Annotated in this window: 12 protein-coding genes; 6 read left to right on the top strand and 6 right to left on the bottom strand. The window is 74.4% G+C overall.

The features are described 5' to 3' along the window. Window positions 1–107 precede the first annotated feature (107 nt). From ACI789_RS14990 to ACI789_RS14980, 3 genes are all read right to left on the bottom strand, one after another. The gene (locus ACI789_RS14990) at window positions 108–2,075 is read right to left on the bottom strand and encodes a glycosyltransferase (protein ID WP_457010177.1); all 1,968 of its coding nucleotides are present in this window, start codon (window positions 2,073–2,075) and stop codon (window positions 108–110) included. 8 nt (window positions 2,076–2,083) lie between these two features. Next, the gene (gene glf, locus ACI789_RS14985) at window positions 2,084–3,271 is read right to left on the bottom strand and encodes a UDP-galactopyranose mutase (RefSeq protein WP_456918597.1); all 1,188 of its coding nucleotides are present in this window, start codon (window positions 3,269–3,271) and stop codon (window positions 2,084–2,086) included. Between the two features lie 130 nt (window positions 3,272–3,401). Next, window positions 3,402–4,922 (bottom strand): hypothetical protein, encoded by a 1,521-nt coding sequence (locus ACI789_RS14980; RefSeq protein ID WP_457010176.1) that lies wholly within the window; start codon window positions 4,920–4,922, stop codon window positions 3,402–3,404. 102 nt (window positions 4,923–5,024) lie between these two features. Here ACI789_RS14980 and ACI789_RS14975 point away from each other — a divergent pair, with 102 nt between their 5' ends. The 5 genes from ACI789_RS14975 (at window position 5,025) to ACI789_RS14955 (ending at window position 11,489) form a co-directional block, all read left to right on the top strand. Further along, on the top strand, window positions 5,025–5,954 hold the full coding sequence (locus ACI789_RS14975; protein ID WP_457010175.1) for a glycosyltransferase family 2 protein: 930 nt from the start codon (window positions 5,025–5,027) through the stop codon (window positions 5,952–5,954). Next, window positions 5,951–7,048 (top strand): mannose-1-phosphate guanylyltransferase, encoded by a 1,098-nt coding sequence (locus ACI789_RS14970; protein ID WP_457010174.1) that lies wholly within the window; start codon window positions 5,951–5,953, stop codon window positions 7,046–7,048. The genes ACI789_RS14975 and ACI789_RS14970 overlap by 4 nt, the downstream gene beginning before the upstream one ends. 82 nt (window positions 7,049–7,130) lie before the next feature. Continuing rightward, window positions 7,131–7,901, top strand: coding sequence for an SDR family NAD(P)-dependent oxidoreductase (locus tag ACI789_RS14965; protein WP_457010173.1), 771 nt, complete (start codon window positions 7,131–7,133; stop codon window positions 7,899–7,901). Between the two features lie 172 nt (window positions 7,902–8,073). Next, a complete protein-coding gene (locus ACI789_RS14960) occupies window positions 8,074–8,862 on the top strand; it encodes a DNA-3-methyladenine glycosylase family protein (protein WP_457010172.1) in 789 nt (262 codons plus the stop codon). A 311-nt stretch (window positions 8,863–9,173) separates the two neighbouring features. Then, complete coding sequence (locus tag ACI789_RS14955; RefSeq protein ID WP_457010171.1) at window positions 9,174–11,489, top strand: hypothetical protein; 2,316 nt, start codon at window positions 9,174–9,176, stop codon at window positions 11,487–11,489. On the opposite strand, the gene rfbA is transcribed toward ACI789_RS14955, so the two are convergent. Genes rfbA through cofD form a run of 3 tightly spaced genes read right to left on the bottom strand, consistent with a single transcriptional unit; the run spans window position 11,482 to window position 14,399 of the window. After that, window positions 11,482–12,354 (bottom strand): glucose-1-phosphate thymidylyltransferase RfbA, encoded by an 873-nt coding sequence (rfbA, locus tag ACI789_RS14950; protein ID WP_457010170.1) that lies wholly within the window; start codon window positions 12,352–12,354, stop codon window positions 11,482–11,484. The genes ACI789_RS14955 and rfbA overlap by 8 nt on opposite strands. 28 nt (window positions 12,355–12,382) lie before the next feature. After that, window positions 12,383–13,447 (bottom strand): coenzyme F420-0:L-glutamate ligase, encoded by a 1,065-nt coding sequence (locus ACI789_RS14945; protein WP_457010169.1) that lies wholly within the window; start codon window positions 13,445–13,447, stop codon window positions 12,383–12,385. Next, window positions 13,440–14,399: a 2-phospho-L-lactate transferase gene (cofD, locus tag ACI789_RS14940; protein WP_457010168.1), complete on the bottom strand. Its 960-nt coding sequence runs from the start codon at window positions 14,397–14,399 to the stop codon at window positions 13,440–13,442. The genes ACI789_RS14945 and cofD overlap by 8 nt, the downstream gene beginning before the upstream one ends. Before the next feature lie 232 nt (window positions 14,400–14,631). On the opposite strand from cofD, the gene ACI789_RS14935 reads away from it, so the two are divergent. Then, window positions 14,632–14,970 carry a WhiB family transcriptional regulator gene (locus ACI789_RS14935; protein ID WP_456918606.1) on the top strand — a complete coding sequence of 113 codons (339 nt, stop codon included), beginning with the start codon at window positions 14,632–14,634 and terminating at the stop codon, window positions 14,968–14,970. Window positions 14,971–14,994 lie beyond the last annotated feature (24 nt).

Below are 14,994 nucleotides of genomic sequence, written 5' to 3'. Positions count from 1 at the left end.
CGACGCTCGTGCCCCGACGGTCCCCGCGGGGACCGGCGGTCGTACCGGGTCCCGGGACGACGCGAGCCCCGGACGGCACCGCCGTCCGGGGCTCGCGTGCGACGGGCTCAGACCCGGGTGGAGCCCCAGGACTCGAAGGCCTCCGACCAGCCGTCGACCGAGGTGAGCCGGCCGGCGGCCTCGCGGTAGCGGCGCTGCAGCTCGGGGAACTCCGCCGACATCTGCCGCAGCAGCCGCACCGACTGGGCGAACAGCCGGCGGAAGGCCTTCGGGTCGCGCTGGCGGAAGGTGACGCCGCGGCCGTCGGCGGTGCCCACGGTGGCGCTGTCGAGCCGGGAGAGCAGGAACCAGCGGGCGTCCTGGAAGGACAGGTTGAGCTGGGGGACCTCCCGGTTGACCGGGTCGACCGGGGTCGCGTTGTGCGCGATGGCCTTGACCAGGGTCGAGCCGATCGAGATCGGGTTGACCGGGATCTTCCGGAAGCGGATCGCCTCGGCGGCGCTCATCGACGGCAGCGGCAGGTCACCGGAGGACTTGAGCACCCGGCCGTCCGAGTGCGTGGCGCGCTTCTCCCGCGCCCGGACGACGGAGCCGGGCATGCCCTCGAAGAGCCCGTCGGCGCCGGCCAGGAAGTCGCGGTAGGCCATCTGGTGCAGCTCGACGGTCGAGTACTGCAGCGTCATGAGGAACCGCAGGTCGTGCTTGAGCATGTCGCGGAACATCGTGCCGCCGTGCTTGTGCGGCGAGTGCAGCGCGGCCGCGATCAGCCGGTTGCGGATGTGGAAGTAGGCCTGCCAGTCGCTGGCGTCGTCCTTGTCGCCCCACGACAGGTGCCAGATGGCCGCACCCGGCAGCGAGACGGTCGGGAAGCCGGCGGCGAAGGAGCGCAGGCCGTACTCGGCGTCGTCCCACTTGATGAAGACCGGCAGTGGCATGCCGACCTTCTCGAAGACGGTCCGCGGGATGAGGCACATCCACCAGCCGTTGTAGTCGACGTCGATGCGCCGGTGCAGGTCCGGCGACTCGCGCAGCGTCCGCTCGCCGAAGTCGTGGAAGTACTCGGTGTTCGGGGCGTTGCGCCAGAAGAAGTTCGACCGGTCGACGATCTCGCCCATGGTGTGCAGCACCGAGCGGTCCTGCAGGGCCAGCATCTGCCCGCCCACGAGCACCGGGTCCTTGGCGTAGGACGCGAAGGCGCGCGCCCGCAGCAGGCTGTCGGGCTCGAGCTGGATGTCGTCGTCGAGCAGCACGTGGTGGGTGGCGTCGCTGGCGGTGAACGCCTCGTGCATCGTGCGGGCGAACCCACCGCTGCCGCCGAGGTTGGGCTGCTCGACGATCCGCAGCCGGTCGCCGAGGGCCTCGGCCACGACCGGGTACCGGACGGCGTCCTTCACGTGCTGGTTGCCCTGGTCGGCGACGACGGCCAGGTGCAGCAGGTCGCGCACGACCTCGTCCTCGACCAGCGCCTCCAGCGCGGCGACCGCGTCCACCGGGCGGTTGTACGTGCAGATGCCGACCGACAGGCGCGGCTGCTCCGCCGGCGGCTGCGGGGCGTACCAGCCGGCGTCGCGGACCGTCGTCGGCTCGTCGGTGGTGACGTCGAACCAGTACCACCCGCCGTCGATGAACGGCGCGAGGTCGAGCTCGAACTCCAGCGTCCGCTCCTGGGCGCCCTCGTGGATCGCCCCCGTGACGTGCATCGACTCGCCGTCGGCCTTGGAGCGGTAGACGTCGATCCGGCAGGTGCCCGACACGGTCACCCGCAGCACGATCGACTCGAGCACGCTCCAGCGGCGCCAGTAGCTGGCCGGGAAGGCGTTGAAGTAGGTGGCGAACGAGGTCTCCCAGCCGGCGCCGAGCTCCGCGGTGAAGCGGTCGCGGGCCTTGGCCCGGCCGGAGTTGGTCTCGTCGAGGTAGAGGCTGCGGACCTTGAGCTGGTCGGCCGGCCGCGGCATGAGCACCCGCTGGACCAGCTGCACCGCCTTGCCGGGCGTGAGCTCCTCCTCGCGCGGCTCGGTGACCACCTCGGGGGAGACCGGCGCGTCGGCCGCTGGGGTGGTGTCGGTCGTCGTCATGAGGTCGATCAGTCCTCCAGGCGGCCGTCGAGCGAGCCGCCCTGGTCGAAGAACGGGCGGATGCGGTTGTCGAACATGGTCAGCGCCGAGCCGATGGCCATGTGCATGTCCAGGTACTTGTACGTACCCAGCCGGCCGCCGAAGAGGACCCGCTTCTCCGCGGCCTCCTTCTTGGCCAGCTCGCGGTAGCGGTCCAGCTTCGCCCGGTCCTCGGGGGTGTTGATCGGGTAGTACGGCTCGTCGCCGGTCTGGGCGAACCGGGAGTACTCGCGGACGACGACGGTCTTGTCCGCGGGGTAGTCCCGCTCGGGGTGGAAGTGCCGGAACTCGTGGATCCGGGTGAAGGGCACGTCCTCGTCGGCGTAGTTCATCACCGACGTCCCCTGGAAGTCGCCGATCGGCAGGACCTCGGTCTCGAAGTCCAGCGTGCGCCAGCCGAGCTCACCGGCCTCGTAGCCGAAGTACTTGTCGATGGGGCCGGTGAACACCGTGGGGACGTCGGCGGGCAGGTCGTCGCGGACGTCGAAGTAGTCGGTGGACAGCCGCACCTCGATGTTCGGGTGGTCGGCCATCCGCGTCAGCCAGGCGGTGTAGCCGTCCTTCGGCAGGCCCTCGTAGGTGTCGTTGAAGTACCGGTTGTCGAACGTGTACCGGACCGGGAGGCGGGCGATGACCGCGGCCGGGAGCTCGGTCGGGTCGGTCTGCCACTGCTTCTTGGTGTACCCGCGGATGAACGCCTCGTAGAGGGGGCGGCCGATCAGGGAGATCGCCTTCTCCTCGAGGTTGGCCGCCTCGGCGGTGTCGATCTCGCCGGACTGCTCGGCGACCAGCGACCGGGCCTCGTCGGGGGAGAAGCTGCGGCCGAAGTACTGGCAGATCGTGGCCAGGTTGATCGGCAGCGAGTACGTCTTGCCGTCGTAGATGCTGAACACCCGGTGCTGGTAGTTCGTGAACTCGGTGAACTGGTTCACGTACTGCCACACGCGCTCGTTCGAGGTGTGGAACAGGTGGGCGCCGTAGACGTGCACCTCGATGCCGGTCTCGGGCTCGGGCGCCGAGTAGGCGTTCCCGCCGATGTGGTCGCGCCGGTCGAGCACCAGCACCTTCTTGTCCAGCTGGCTGGCCACCCGCTCGGCGACCGTCAGGCCGAAGAATCCGGAGCCGACGACGACGAGGTCAGGTCTCGCTGAGGTCACAGGAGTCGACGGTACCTGGACACGCTCGGTGAGCCATCTCGGGAACGGCGATCCCTGTGCCCTGCGGGACGGCTGCCACGGGCGTGACCGACGGCCAGCGCGGCGTCGCGCGCTGGTCACCTGCGCGTCGTCAGGGCGTGTACAGGACGAAGGCGCCCGGCCCCATCCACGCCGACGTGGACGGCCAGTCCCCGTCGGCGTCCGGGCCGGCGATCCAACCCATCGCGAGTTCGGGCCGGGCCGCGGGCACGGAGCGGTCCAGGTTGGTGAAGTTGAGCTCGAGCAGGGTCCGCATGAGGGAGCCCGCCTCGGCCTCGCGCTGGTCGATCTGCGGCAGCAGGGTGCCCCGGTCGGAGAACGGGTCGACGACGTCGCAGCGGCAGTAGTAGGCGATCGTGCCGATCTCCCCGGGACTGCGGATCACCTGGTCGTCCACCCGGGTGGCGAGGTCCCGCCCGATCTCCTCGTACTGCGCGGGCGTGGCCCAGTTGGTGGTGATCGGGACCGTCGTCCACGGCAGGCCCCGTTGCAGCAGGAAGGCCACTTCCGTGGCCACGAGCAGCGCGGCCGCGGCGCCGGGGAGGAGCGCCGGGAGCCACCGGCGGGCTGCCGTCGCGCGCGCGGCCACCACGCCGCCGGCGACCGCGGCGACGACGGTCAGCGCGCCCACCGACGGCGCGTAGTACCAGTGGTAGGGCGGGGGAGCGAGCAGCGAGTAGGCCACGTAGTGGGCCACCCCGCCGACGCCGAGGGCGACGACCCGGCCGAGGCCCGGTCGGCCGGCCCACCGCCGCACCGCGGGCAGCGGCCAGGCGAGCAGGGCGACCAGCCCGACCACCACCGGGACGGCGGAGAGCAGCACGGCGGCGGGGAACGGGCCCAGGTAGAGCAGCGGGCCGTTGAGGAAGGTCCAGGGTCCCCACGAGTAGCTCGAGGAGGTCTTGATCACCAGGGTGTCGGGGACCAGCGCGCCCAGGGCCAGCCAACTGAACAGGTACCAGGGCGCGGCGGCGACCACCGCGGCCAGGACGACGGGCACCGTGCGCCGCCGCAGGTGCCGGTCGGTCAGCCAGAGCAGCACCGCGAAGACCAGCAGGTCCATCCGGGTGAGCGTCAGCGCCGCGGTGAGCACACCGAAGGCCACGGCACGGTGCTCCAGGGTGGCGACGACCGCCCAGACCAGCAGCGTCACCCCGAGGGTCATCTCCATGCCGACGGCCGACAGCGCCAGCGGGGAGAACAGCAGCAGGGCGTGCGCCACCGGGGCGGTCGCCCAGGGCAGGTCCAGGCGGCGGGCCAGCCGCAGCAGGCCGGCCGCCTGCAGCGCGTTGAGCAGCACGAACACCACGCCCAGCGCCCACACCGCGTCGCGCACCACCACCGTGGCCAGCCCCAGCACCAGCACGTTGAGCGGTGAGGTGGCGCTGTTCGCCGTCCGGGACGGGGTCAGCCCCCAGTGCAGGTCCTCGGCCAGGTTCCGGGCGTAGGACAGGGTGATGTAGCTGTCGTCGATCAGGCTGCGGTGGACCACCAGGAAGCACAGCGCGGCCAGCACCGCCGCGAGCGCGGGTACGGCGAGCCGCTCGCGGCCGGAGCCCGCCCTCCGGACAGCGGGGCGCGGTGCGTCGACCGCGGCGTCGGGCATCGGCACGGGACCTGAGCTCCTCCTGTGGGTGTGCCGACCCTAGCGGCGGCCCCGACCCCCCGTCCTGTCCCGGCGGCGCCTGGGAGGACCCCGCTAGGGTCGGCACACGTGAGCGCATCTCCGGGAGGACCGCCGTTGCGGGTCGTGGCGGTCACCTACTCGCCCGGAGCGGCCCTCGAGGGCTTCATCGGTTCGCTGGCGCAGGCGACGACGCGCCCGGTCGACGTGGTGCTCGCCGACAACGGCTCCACTGACGGCGCGCCCGAGCGGGCGGTGGCGGACCACCCGGGCGTGCGGCTGCTGCGCACCGGGGGGAACGTCGGTTACGGCGCGGCGGTGAACGCGGCCCTCGCCGACCTCCCCGCGGGCCACGCGATCGTGGCCAACCCCGACGTCCGCTTCGCCCCCGGGGCGATCGACGAGCTGCTGGCGGTCGCCGCCCGCTGGCCGCGGGCCGGCACGGTCGGCCCGGCGATCCTCACCCCGGCCGGCGACCTCTACCCGTCGGCCCGGGACCTGCCGCGGCTGTCGACCGGGGCCGGGCACGCGCTGCTCGGCTGGGTGTGGCCCGGCAACCCCTGGACGGCGAGCTACCGCCGCGAGCGGGAGGCGCCGACGGAGCGGCCCGCGGGCTGGCTGTCCGGGTCGTGCCTGCTCGTGGACCTCGAGGCGTTCTGGTCGGTGGGGGGCTTCGACCCCGGCTACTTCATGTACTTCGAGGACGTCGACCTCGCCGAGCGGATGGGCCGTCGGGGGTGGCTGCACGTCTACGCGCCCTCCGCCGTCGTCGTCCACGAGGGCGGGCACAGCACCCGGCGCGAGCCCGGCCGGATGCTGCGGGTGCACCACGAGAGCGCGCTGCGCTACCTGTCCCGCCAGTACCCGGGCGCGCGGTACGCGCCGCTGCGGCTGCTGTTGCGGGCCGGCCTGTCGGCCCGGCTGCTGCTCTCCCACGTCAACGGCCGGATCGCCAGCGGCGCGACCTTCGTCCGCCGGCTCGACCCGCCGCAGCTGCCCGGCCGGGAGGACCGCTCGTGAGGCACGCGATGGTCATGGCCGGCGGCTCGGGGACCCGGCTGTGGCCGCTGTCCCGCGGGGGCCGGCCCAAGCAGCTGCTCGACGTCGTCGCGGACGACGACGGGTCGGCGCACAGCCTGCTGGCCGAGGCCTTCGGCCGGTTGGAGGCGGTGCTCCCCGCCGAGCAGATCTGGGTGTGCACCGCCGCCCGCTACGGCGACCAGGTGCGCGCCGCCCTCCCGCGGCTGCGCCCGGACCGGCTGGTGCTCGAGCCGGTCGCCCGCGACACCGCCAACGCCGTCGGGCTGGCCGCGGCGCTGGTCGCCGACGTCGACCCGGACGCCGAGCTCGCCGTGGTCAGCGCCGACCACGTCATCCGGCCGGTCGAGCGGTTCGCCGCGGCGCTGGCGACCGCCTACGACGCCCTGGCGGCCCGGCCCCGCGCGCTGGTCACCCTCGGCATCCGGCCCACCGCGCCGGCCACCGGGTTCGGGTACGTCCAGCGGGGCGCGGCCACCGAGGTCCCCGGGGTCGCCGAGGCCGCGGCGTTCCGGGAGAAGCCCGACCGGGCCACCGCCGAGGAGTACCTGGCCTCGGGGCAGTACCTGTGGAACTCGGGCATGTTCGTCTGGCGGGCGCGCACCGTCCTCGACGCCCTGGCCGAGCACCTGCCCGAGACCGCCGACGGGCTCGCCCGCGTCGTCGCCGCCCCGGCCGGGCCCGCGCGCGACGCCGTCCTGGCCGAGGTGTTCCCCACGCTGCCGAAGATCAGCGTCGACTACGCCGTCCTCGAGCCCGCGGCCACCGAGCCCGGGCGGGTGCTGGTGGCCGACCTGGACGTCGACTGGCTCGACGTCGGCTCCTGGCCCGCGCTGGCCGCCACCCTGGAGACGGTGGGGGGCAACGCGGTGCGCGGCCTGGCCGTGACCCTCGACGGCGCCGGCAACATCGTCTTCAGCGACGACCCCGAGCACCTGGTCGCCCTCGTCGGGGTGCGCGACAGCGTCGTCGTCCACACCGCCGACGTCACGATGGTCTGCCCGGTGGCCGACGCCGAGCGGGTCAAGCAGCTGCTGGCCGCCGTGGAGGAGCGGCACGGGTCCCGTTTCAGCTGACGAAGGACCTCCCTGCCCCCCGCCCCTCGCAGGCTCGGGGCGGGGCCCTGCAGGGAGGCCGCTCCGGGATAGCTTGCTGGACATGAAGGACTTCGACGTCGCCGCTGTCGTCTCCGGTGGGGCCTCCGGCCTCGGGGAGGCCACGGTGCGGGCCCTGACCGCGCGGGGCGCGGCCGTGACCATCCTCGACCTCCAGGAGGACCGCGGGAAGGAGCTCGCCGCCGAGCTGGGCGGGCACACCACCTTCGTCCGCACCGACGTCACCGATCCCGCGTCGGTGGAGGCGGCGGTCGCCGAGGCCACCGGCAAGGACCGGCCGCTGCGGATCGCGGTCAACTGCGCCGGCATCGGCTGGGCGCAGCGCACGGTGGGCAAGGGCAACGTCCCGCACGACTTCGACCCGTTCGTCCGCACCGTGATGGTGAACCTGGTCGGGACCTTCAACGTGCTGCGGCTGGCCGCGGCCGCGATGGCCGCCACCGAGCCGGGGGAGGACGGCGAGCGCGGTGTCGTCGTCAACACCGCCTCGATCGCCGCCTACGACGGGCAGATCGGGCAGATCGCCTACTCCGCGTCCAAGGGCGGCATCGTCGGGATGACGCTGCCGGCCGCGCGCGACCTCGCCGGCGTCGGCGTCCGCGTCTGCACGATCGCCCCCGGGCTGGTCGACACCCCGCTGCTGGGCAGCCTGCCCGAGGAGGCGCGCCAGAGCCTGTCGGCGGGCATACCCTTCCCCAAGCGCCTGGGTCGCCCGTCGGACTTCGCCGAGCTGGCCCTGGACATCGTCGAGCACGGCTACCTGAACGGCGAGGTCATCCGGATGGACGGCGCGCTCCGGATGGCACCGCGCTGAGTCCCTCTTCCCCGGGGAGCACCACCTGAGCACCACCACCCTCGAGGCGCCGGCCTTCGAGGACGTCTGGCGGCCCGACTGGCCGCTGGACGTCCGCCGGACCCTCCACCCGCACCAGCGCAGCGCGAGCGACCCGACGCTGCGGCACACCGACGGCGCGACCTGGCGCACGGTGAGCACCCCCGACGGCGCCGCCACCGTGCGCATCACCGTGTGCTCCGGCGAGGTCCGGGTGACCGCCTGGGGGCCGGGGGCGGAGCGGGCCGGGGCGGCGGTGCCGGAGTGGCTGGGGGCCGCCGACCGGCCGGAGGAGTTCGACCCGGGCGGGCACCCGCTGCTGACCCGGCTGCACCGGACCACGCCGTGGCTGCGGCTGGGCAGCACCGGCCGCACGTGGGACGCGCTGGTGCCCGCCGTCCTGGAGCAGAAGGTCACCGTCGTCGAGGCGCACCGGGTGTGGCGGGCACTTCTGCGGCTGGCCGGCGAGCCCGCGCCCGGCCCGGCGCCGGAGGGGATGCGGGTGATCCCCTCACCGCGGCGGCTGCTGGACGTCACCGACTGGGAGTGGCACCGGTGCGGCCTCGATGGCGCCCGCCGGCGCGCACTGCGCGCGGTCGCCGGCGTCGCGTCGCGGCTGGAGCCGGGGGCGGCGGTCGACTGCGCCGACCTGCAGCGCAGGATGCGCACCGTGCCGGGCATCGGCGTCTGGACGGCGGCCGAGGTGGTGCAGCGGGTGTTCGGCTGCCCGGACACCGTCAGCTACGGCGACTACCACCTGAAGAACCAGGTCGGCTTCGCGCTGAGCGGCGCCGCGCGGACCGACGACGACGGGATGATGGCGCTGCTCGAGCCGTGGCGCGGGCAGCGCCAGCGGGTGGTGCGGCTGCTGCTGGCCGGCGGCGTCGCGCGCGCGCCGCGGTTCGGGCCGCGCAACGCCCCGAGCGACCACCGCCGCATCTGAGAGGACCCCCTGCCCCCCACCGCTCGCAGGCTCGCGGCGGGACCCTGCAGGGGGCCTGACGCAGGCGGCGGAGCCTCTGGACGGGGCCGGGGGGCCCGTGGGCGGGGCCGGTCTGGCGGGGCTGCGTTCGGCGCATTCCGGCCGTGGCTGCCCGGGAGCGCGGCCGGCATCGCATAACGTCCTCCCAGCGTCTCGCACACCCGCCGAGACGCGCCGTCCCGCCCCTGCCTCGCCGGCCGGCCGCCGCGCGGCCGGCCGGACGCTGCGCCGGGCGGACACCGCCTTCCTTCGAGCCGAGTGGTGGATGGGCTGTGCACACCGTCCCGCGGACCCCGACGAGGTCCCGCACCGAACCCGCGCCGGCGGCGCCCCGTGCCGGCCGCCTCGCCCGCCTGGCCCTCGCCCTGCGCGCACCGGCCGCCTACGTGGTCGCCCAGCTGGCCGTCCTGCGGCTGCTGGAGACGGCCTCGCCGCGGTTCTTCGTGCACGAGCCGCACCGCCTGGTGTTCTTCTCCGACGTCCAGGCGCAGTTCCTCCCGGTGATGTGGTGGATGGGGCGCCACGCCGACCCGCTGTCGCCGCCGCTGGTCGACCCGGACGTCGGCGGCAACGGCAACTTCACGGCGGACGTGCAGTACGGCGCGCTCGACCCCCTGCACTGGGTCGTCCTGCGGGCGCTGGCCGCCGCCGACGACTTCGTGCTGTTCTCGTGGGCCCTGGCGGCCGGCACGCTCACCCTCACCGGTCTCGGCGTGCTGGCGGTGCTGCGCCGGGCCGGCGTCCGCGCCACGGTCGCCGTCCCGACCGCGCTCGGCGCCGTCACCAGCGGGTTCCTGCTGTTCTTCGGCAGCGACTGGTGGCCGGTGCTGTGGACCGCCCCGGCCTTCCCGTGGCTCTGGTACGGGCTGCTGCGCCGGGACATGGTCGGTGCGCTGGTGGCGGGGACCAGCACGTGGGTGCTGCTCAACGGCGGCAACGTGTACCTGGTGCCCTTCGGGGTGGTCCTGGTCGTCACGGTGGTCGTCCTGGAGGTCCGCGCCCGCGGCTCGCTGCCCGCCGCCCTGCGCCAGCGGTGGCTGGCGGGAGCACTGCTGGCCATGACCGGCGGCGCGGTGGCCGCCGCGCCCACCCTGCTGACCGTCGCGCAACTGGGGCCCTTCGCCGGCCGGCCGCACGAGCAGAGCCTGCTCGGCAACACCGCCTTCGGGGTCCCCAACGCGCTCGACGTCTTCGTCGGCGGGGCCAGCCTGCACGCGATCGTCAACGACTGGCTGGGCCCCGTGCAGCAGACGCCGGCCTTCGCCACCTTCGTCGTCGCCCTGCCCGCGCTGGCCCTCGTGGACTGGCGTCGCGCCCTCCGGCACCCCGTCGTGCTCACCGCCCTCGTGCTCGTCGCGAGCGCGGCGCTGGCGACCCAACTGCCCGCCGTCGTGGGCGTGCTGCGCATCCCGTTCCGCTACGTCCTGGTCGTCCACCTGGTGCTGCCGGTGCTCGCCGCCGTGGGGGTCACGGTCGCCCCGCGGCTGACCAGGCGGCGGCTGACCGGAGCCGGGGTCCTCGTCGCCGGGCAGGCGGCCCTCGCGCTCTCCCGGGCGCCGGCCCTCGTGCGCTGGCACGCCGTCGCCCTGGTCGTCGCCGCCGCCGCGCTGGCCGCCTTCGTGGTCCTCCTGCGTCCGGGGACACCGGCCCGGCGCCGGCTCGTGGCGGGCGCGGTGGTCTGCCTCGCGGCCGGCAGCCAGGTGTTCGTCGGCCTGGGCCAGATCGTGGACATCCACGCGGCGGTCCAGGCCCGGTTCCCCGAGCAGATCCGCTTCCAGGGCAGCGGGTACGACCTGGGCACCACCGTGGCCGACGTCCGGGACCACGCCCTCGAGGTGGACGCCGCGGTGACCGTCCTGCAGTACGACAGCCTCGACCTGCCGCCGGCGGTCCGGCAGACGGGCGGGGTGCTCTACGGGGAGGCCAACCTGCTGGCCGGCCTGCGGACGGGCTTCGGGTACTCGGCGGTGAAGCACACCGGCACGGTCGACCTCGAGTGCGGCGGGAAGCCCACCTGCGTCCGGCTCCTGGAGCCGGCCCCGGTGGAGGGCGGCGTCCCCTGGCTGGACCTGGTCGCCGCCGACCGGGTCTACGTGTCGATGGCGGCTCCGCGGGAGGTCGTCGACCACCTCGAGTCCAGCCCGCTGTTCGAGTCCCGCGGGACGGTGCGGGGCTACGCGCTCTACGCACGGGTCCAGCCGCTGACCGGCCGCGTGACCTGGACCGAGGGCGTCGACGTCGACCCGGGGGAGTGGACGTCGACGTTCGCCGCGCTCGATCGCGACCAGGAGCGCTACCGCGTCACCACCGGTGACGACGCCGGCCGGGTCGTGCTGCGGGTGCCGTACTGGCCGGGGTACACCGCCGCCGTCGACGGCGAGCGCGTCCCGGTCACCGCGCTGGGGGACTCGCTGCTCGCGGTGGAGCTGCCCGCCGGGCTCACCGACGCCGCTCTCACGGTGCGCTACGAGCCGCTCGGCGTGCGCCTGTTCTGGCCGCTGCAGGCCGCCGGGCTGGTGCTGCTCGCCGGCGGCGCCGTGCTCGCCGGGCGCCGCTCCGGGACGGACCGTCCGCCGGGGACTACCTGAGCCGGTCGTCGAGCAGGCGCAGCAGGTAGTCGCCGTAGCCGCTCTTGCCGAGCGGTTCGGCGGCGCGGCGCAGGCCGTCGTCGTCCAGCCAGCCCTGCCGCCAGGCGACCTCCTCGATGCAGCCGATCTTGAGGCCCTGCCGCTCCTCGACCACGGAGACGAACTCGGTGGCCTGGCGCAGCGAGGCGAACGTCCCGGTGTCGAGCCAGGCGGTGCCGCGGTCGAGGGCGGTGACGGTCAGCCGGCCCTCGCGCAGGTAGTGCTCGTTGACGGCGGTGATCTCCAGCTCGCCGCGGGCGCTGGGGGTGATGCCCTTGGCGACCTCGACGACGTCGCCGGCGTAGAAGTACAGGCCCGGGACGGCGTAGGAGCTCTTCGGGCTCGCCGGCTTCTCCTCGATCGACAGCACCCGGCCGGCGGCGTCGAACTCCACCACGCCGTAGTCCTGCGGGTTGGCCACGTGGTAGGCGAAGACGTGCCCGCCCTCGGGCTCGGGCAGCCGGGACAGGGCGGTGCCCAGCCCGGCGCCGTAGAAGATGTTGTCGCCGAGCACCAGCGCGGCGGCCTCGCCGGCGAGGAAGTCCGCACCGATGAGGAAGGCCTGCGCCAGCCCCTCCGGCTGGGGCTGGACGGCGTACTCGATGCGCATGCCCAGCCGGCTGCCGTCGCCGAGCAGGTGCCGGAAGGCCTCCTGGTCGCCCGGGGTGGTGATGACCAGCACCTCGCGGACGCCGGCCATCATCAGCGTCGAGAGCGGGTAGTAGACCATCGGCTTGTCGTAGACCGGCATCAGCTGCTTGCTGACCGCCTGGGTGATCGGGAACAGGCGACTGCCGGTGCCCCCGGCCAGGATGATCCCGCGCATGATCACCGACGCTACCGGCGGCGGCCGGTCAGGGAGCCGGGGAACCCAGCCACAACCTCCCGACGAGTGAGGTGCCGCCGGCGGTCGCGATCGGCTCCCAGCGCGTCGTCCAGCCCTCGGCGTGCAGCTGCACGATCACCGCGCCGACCAGCGCGCCCAGGTTCAGCGCGTGCGTCGTCGTCGCCCGGTCGGGCAGGTGGACGTCGACCACGCCGTCGCCCTCGCCGCCGTAGCGCAGGACCACGGGGAACTCCGGCAGCGCCGCGACCGCGACCCGGAACGCCTCCGCGACGGCGTCCAGCTCGCCCGGACGCGGTACCAGGTCGTCGGCCGGGGCGCGGCTGGGCACCAGGTCCCGGCTGCCGTACGGGAAGAGGTCGCCGGGGCCGAGCCGGACCAGCGGGCGGGTGCCGGGGTCGTCCTCCGGTGGCGAGAAGCGCAGCCCGCGGACGACGGCGACCGGGATCCCGCCCAGCTTGCCCTTCACCAGGTCGGCCGCGGCGGCCAGCTCGTCGACGACGGCCACCTGCGTGGTCTCCAGCCGGTTGCCGTGCGCGTCGACGTCCCCGCGGTGGTCCAGCAGGGCGGGGATGCCCGCCGACCCGACCGCGACGTCGGTCAGCCCCTCCCGCCAGGTGCGGCCGAAGGTGTCGCTGACGACCACCGCCACCTCCACGCCGAGCAGCTCGCCCAGCCGGGCCCGCAGGGACCGCGCCGAGGCGTCGGCGTCCTCCGGCAGCAGCACCAGCGCGTCGCCGGGCACGTTGGAGGCGTCGATGCCGGCGGCGGCCACCACCCAGCCCTGGGGCGTCTCCACGATCCTCAGCGGCCCCCGGCGGGCGACCACCCGCACGGTCTGCGCGTCGATGGCCCGCTGCCTGGCGGCCTCCCGGTCGGTGCCCGGCTCCACGGGCACCAGCCGGCCCTCCACCTTGGAGACCACCTTGGAGGTCACGACGACGACGTCGCCGTCGGCCAGCCACGGCGCGGCGCCGGCGATCGCCGCGGCCAGGTCGTCGCCGGGGGAGAACTCCGGCAGCCCCGTGACCGGCAGGACGGTCAGGGCGCCCTCAGGGGGTCCTTGCTCAGACACCAGCGGTATCCAGGGCGGCCCGGGCCAGCGCGGCGGTGGCCTGCGGGTCGGTCATGAGCAGCGGCACGGCACGGACGTCGACGCCGGGCACCTCGGCCACGTCGCCGGTGTGCACCAGCCACGCGTCGAGCAGCCCGCCGTCGGCGCGGGCCCCGTAGTGCCGGCCGACGCCCTCGGCGCTGACCTCGACGCCGACCACCGGCAGGCAGCGGTCGGCCATCCCGCGGACCGCGGCCCCCGAGACGATCGGCGAGACCCCGACGACCCGGCCCGGCGTGGCCAGCAGCGCCTCCCGCAGCCCGGGCACGCCCAGGACCGTGCCGATCGACACCACCGGGTTGGACGGCGCCAGCAGCACCGCGTCGGCCGCGGCGAACGCCTCGGCCACCCCCGGCGCCGGCCGGGCGGAGTCCGCGCCCACCTGGACGAAGGCCGAGGCGTCGAGCGCGGCGCGGTGGCGCACCCACCACTCCTGGAAGTGGATCGCCTGCTGCCGGCCGCTGTCCGGATCGGTCACGACGACGTGGGTCTCCACCCGCTGGTCGCTCATCGGCAGCAGCGCCACGCCCGGCTGCCAGCGGTCGCACAGCGCGGCGGTCACCTGGGACAGCGGGTAGCCGGCGTCGAGCATGCGGGTGCGGACCAGGTGGGTGGCGAGGTCCCGGTCGCCGAGGCCGAACCAGGTCGGCTCCGCGCCGTAGGCGGCCAGCTCCTCCTTGACCGTCCAGGTCTCGCCGGCTCGCCCCCAGCCGCGCTCGGCGTCGATGCCGCCGCCGAGGGTGTACATGACCGTGTCCAGGTCGGGGCAGATCCGCAGCCCGTGCATCGTCACGTCGTCCCCGGTGTTGACGACGGCGGTGACGCGGGCCTCGGGCGCGGCGGCCCGGACACCGGACAGGAACCTGGCCCCGCCGACCCCTCCGGCGAGCACGACGATCTGCACGAAAGTCATCGTGCCCGATGGGCAGTTGTCGACTGTTTGGCGGGCGTGTCGAGGGGTGGGACGAGAAGTGACGAACAGGGCGTGACGGGTGGGGCAGGTGTGGCGAGTCGCTTACACCGAGCGAAGTTGACGCCTACGCAACGACACGCGTGTAATTCCGGCGGTGTCATCGAGTGCTGAGCGGCCCGGGAACGTCCCGAGGAGCGCACTTCGGGACGAGAGCGAGAGGGGACGCATCGTCATGGCAGAGGTCTCGTGGCTTCGCGACTACGTCAGCGCTTCGGAGCGCAACGCCGACCGGGGGCCGGCCGGCCCGGGCCAGGCGTTCGCCGGCCTGTGGAGCCTGGGCCTCGAGGCCGACGCCCAGTCGTGGCAGGAGCGGGCCCTCTGCGCGGAGACCGACCCGGAGGCGTTCTTCCCCGAGAAGGGTGGTTCCACGCGCGAGGCCAAGAAGATCTGCACCGGCTGCGAGGTCAAGGCCGAGTGCCTCGAGTACGCGCTGGCCAACGACGAGCGCTTCGGCATCTGGGGCGGGCTGTCCGAGCGTGAGCGCCGCCGCCTGCGCCGCCGCGCCGTCTGAGCAAGGACCTCCTGCCCCCACCCC

The organism is Geodermatophilus sp. SYSU D00965, from assembly GCF_054050075.1.
Note: the sequence above shows the minus strand (reverse complement) of the source record. Positions and strands in the feature narration are given on the sequence as shown.

Bases quoted from the DNA above. Each gene is read 5' to 3' on its own strand.
- ACI789_RS14965 (WP_457010173.1), top strand. From the start codon at position 7,131: ATGAAGGACTTCGACGTCGCCGCTGTCGTCTCCGGTGGGGCCTCCGGC.
- ACI789_RS14990 (WP_457010177.1), bottom strand. From the start codon at position 2,075: ATGACGACGACCGACACCACCCCAGCGGCCGACGCGCCGGTCTCCCCC.
- ACI789_RS14935 (WP_456918606.1), top strand. From the start codon at position 14,632: ATGGCAGAGGTCTCGTGGCTTCGCGACTACGTCAGCGCTTCGGAGCGC.
- rfbA (WP_457010170.1), bottom strand. From the start codon at position 12,354: ATGCGCGGGATCATCCTGGCCGGGGGCACCGGCAGTCGCCTGTTCCCG.
- cofD (WP_457010168.1), bottom strand. From the start codon at position 14,399: ATGACTTTCGTGCAGATCGTCGTGCTCGCCGGAGGGGTCGGCGGGGCC.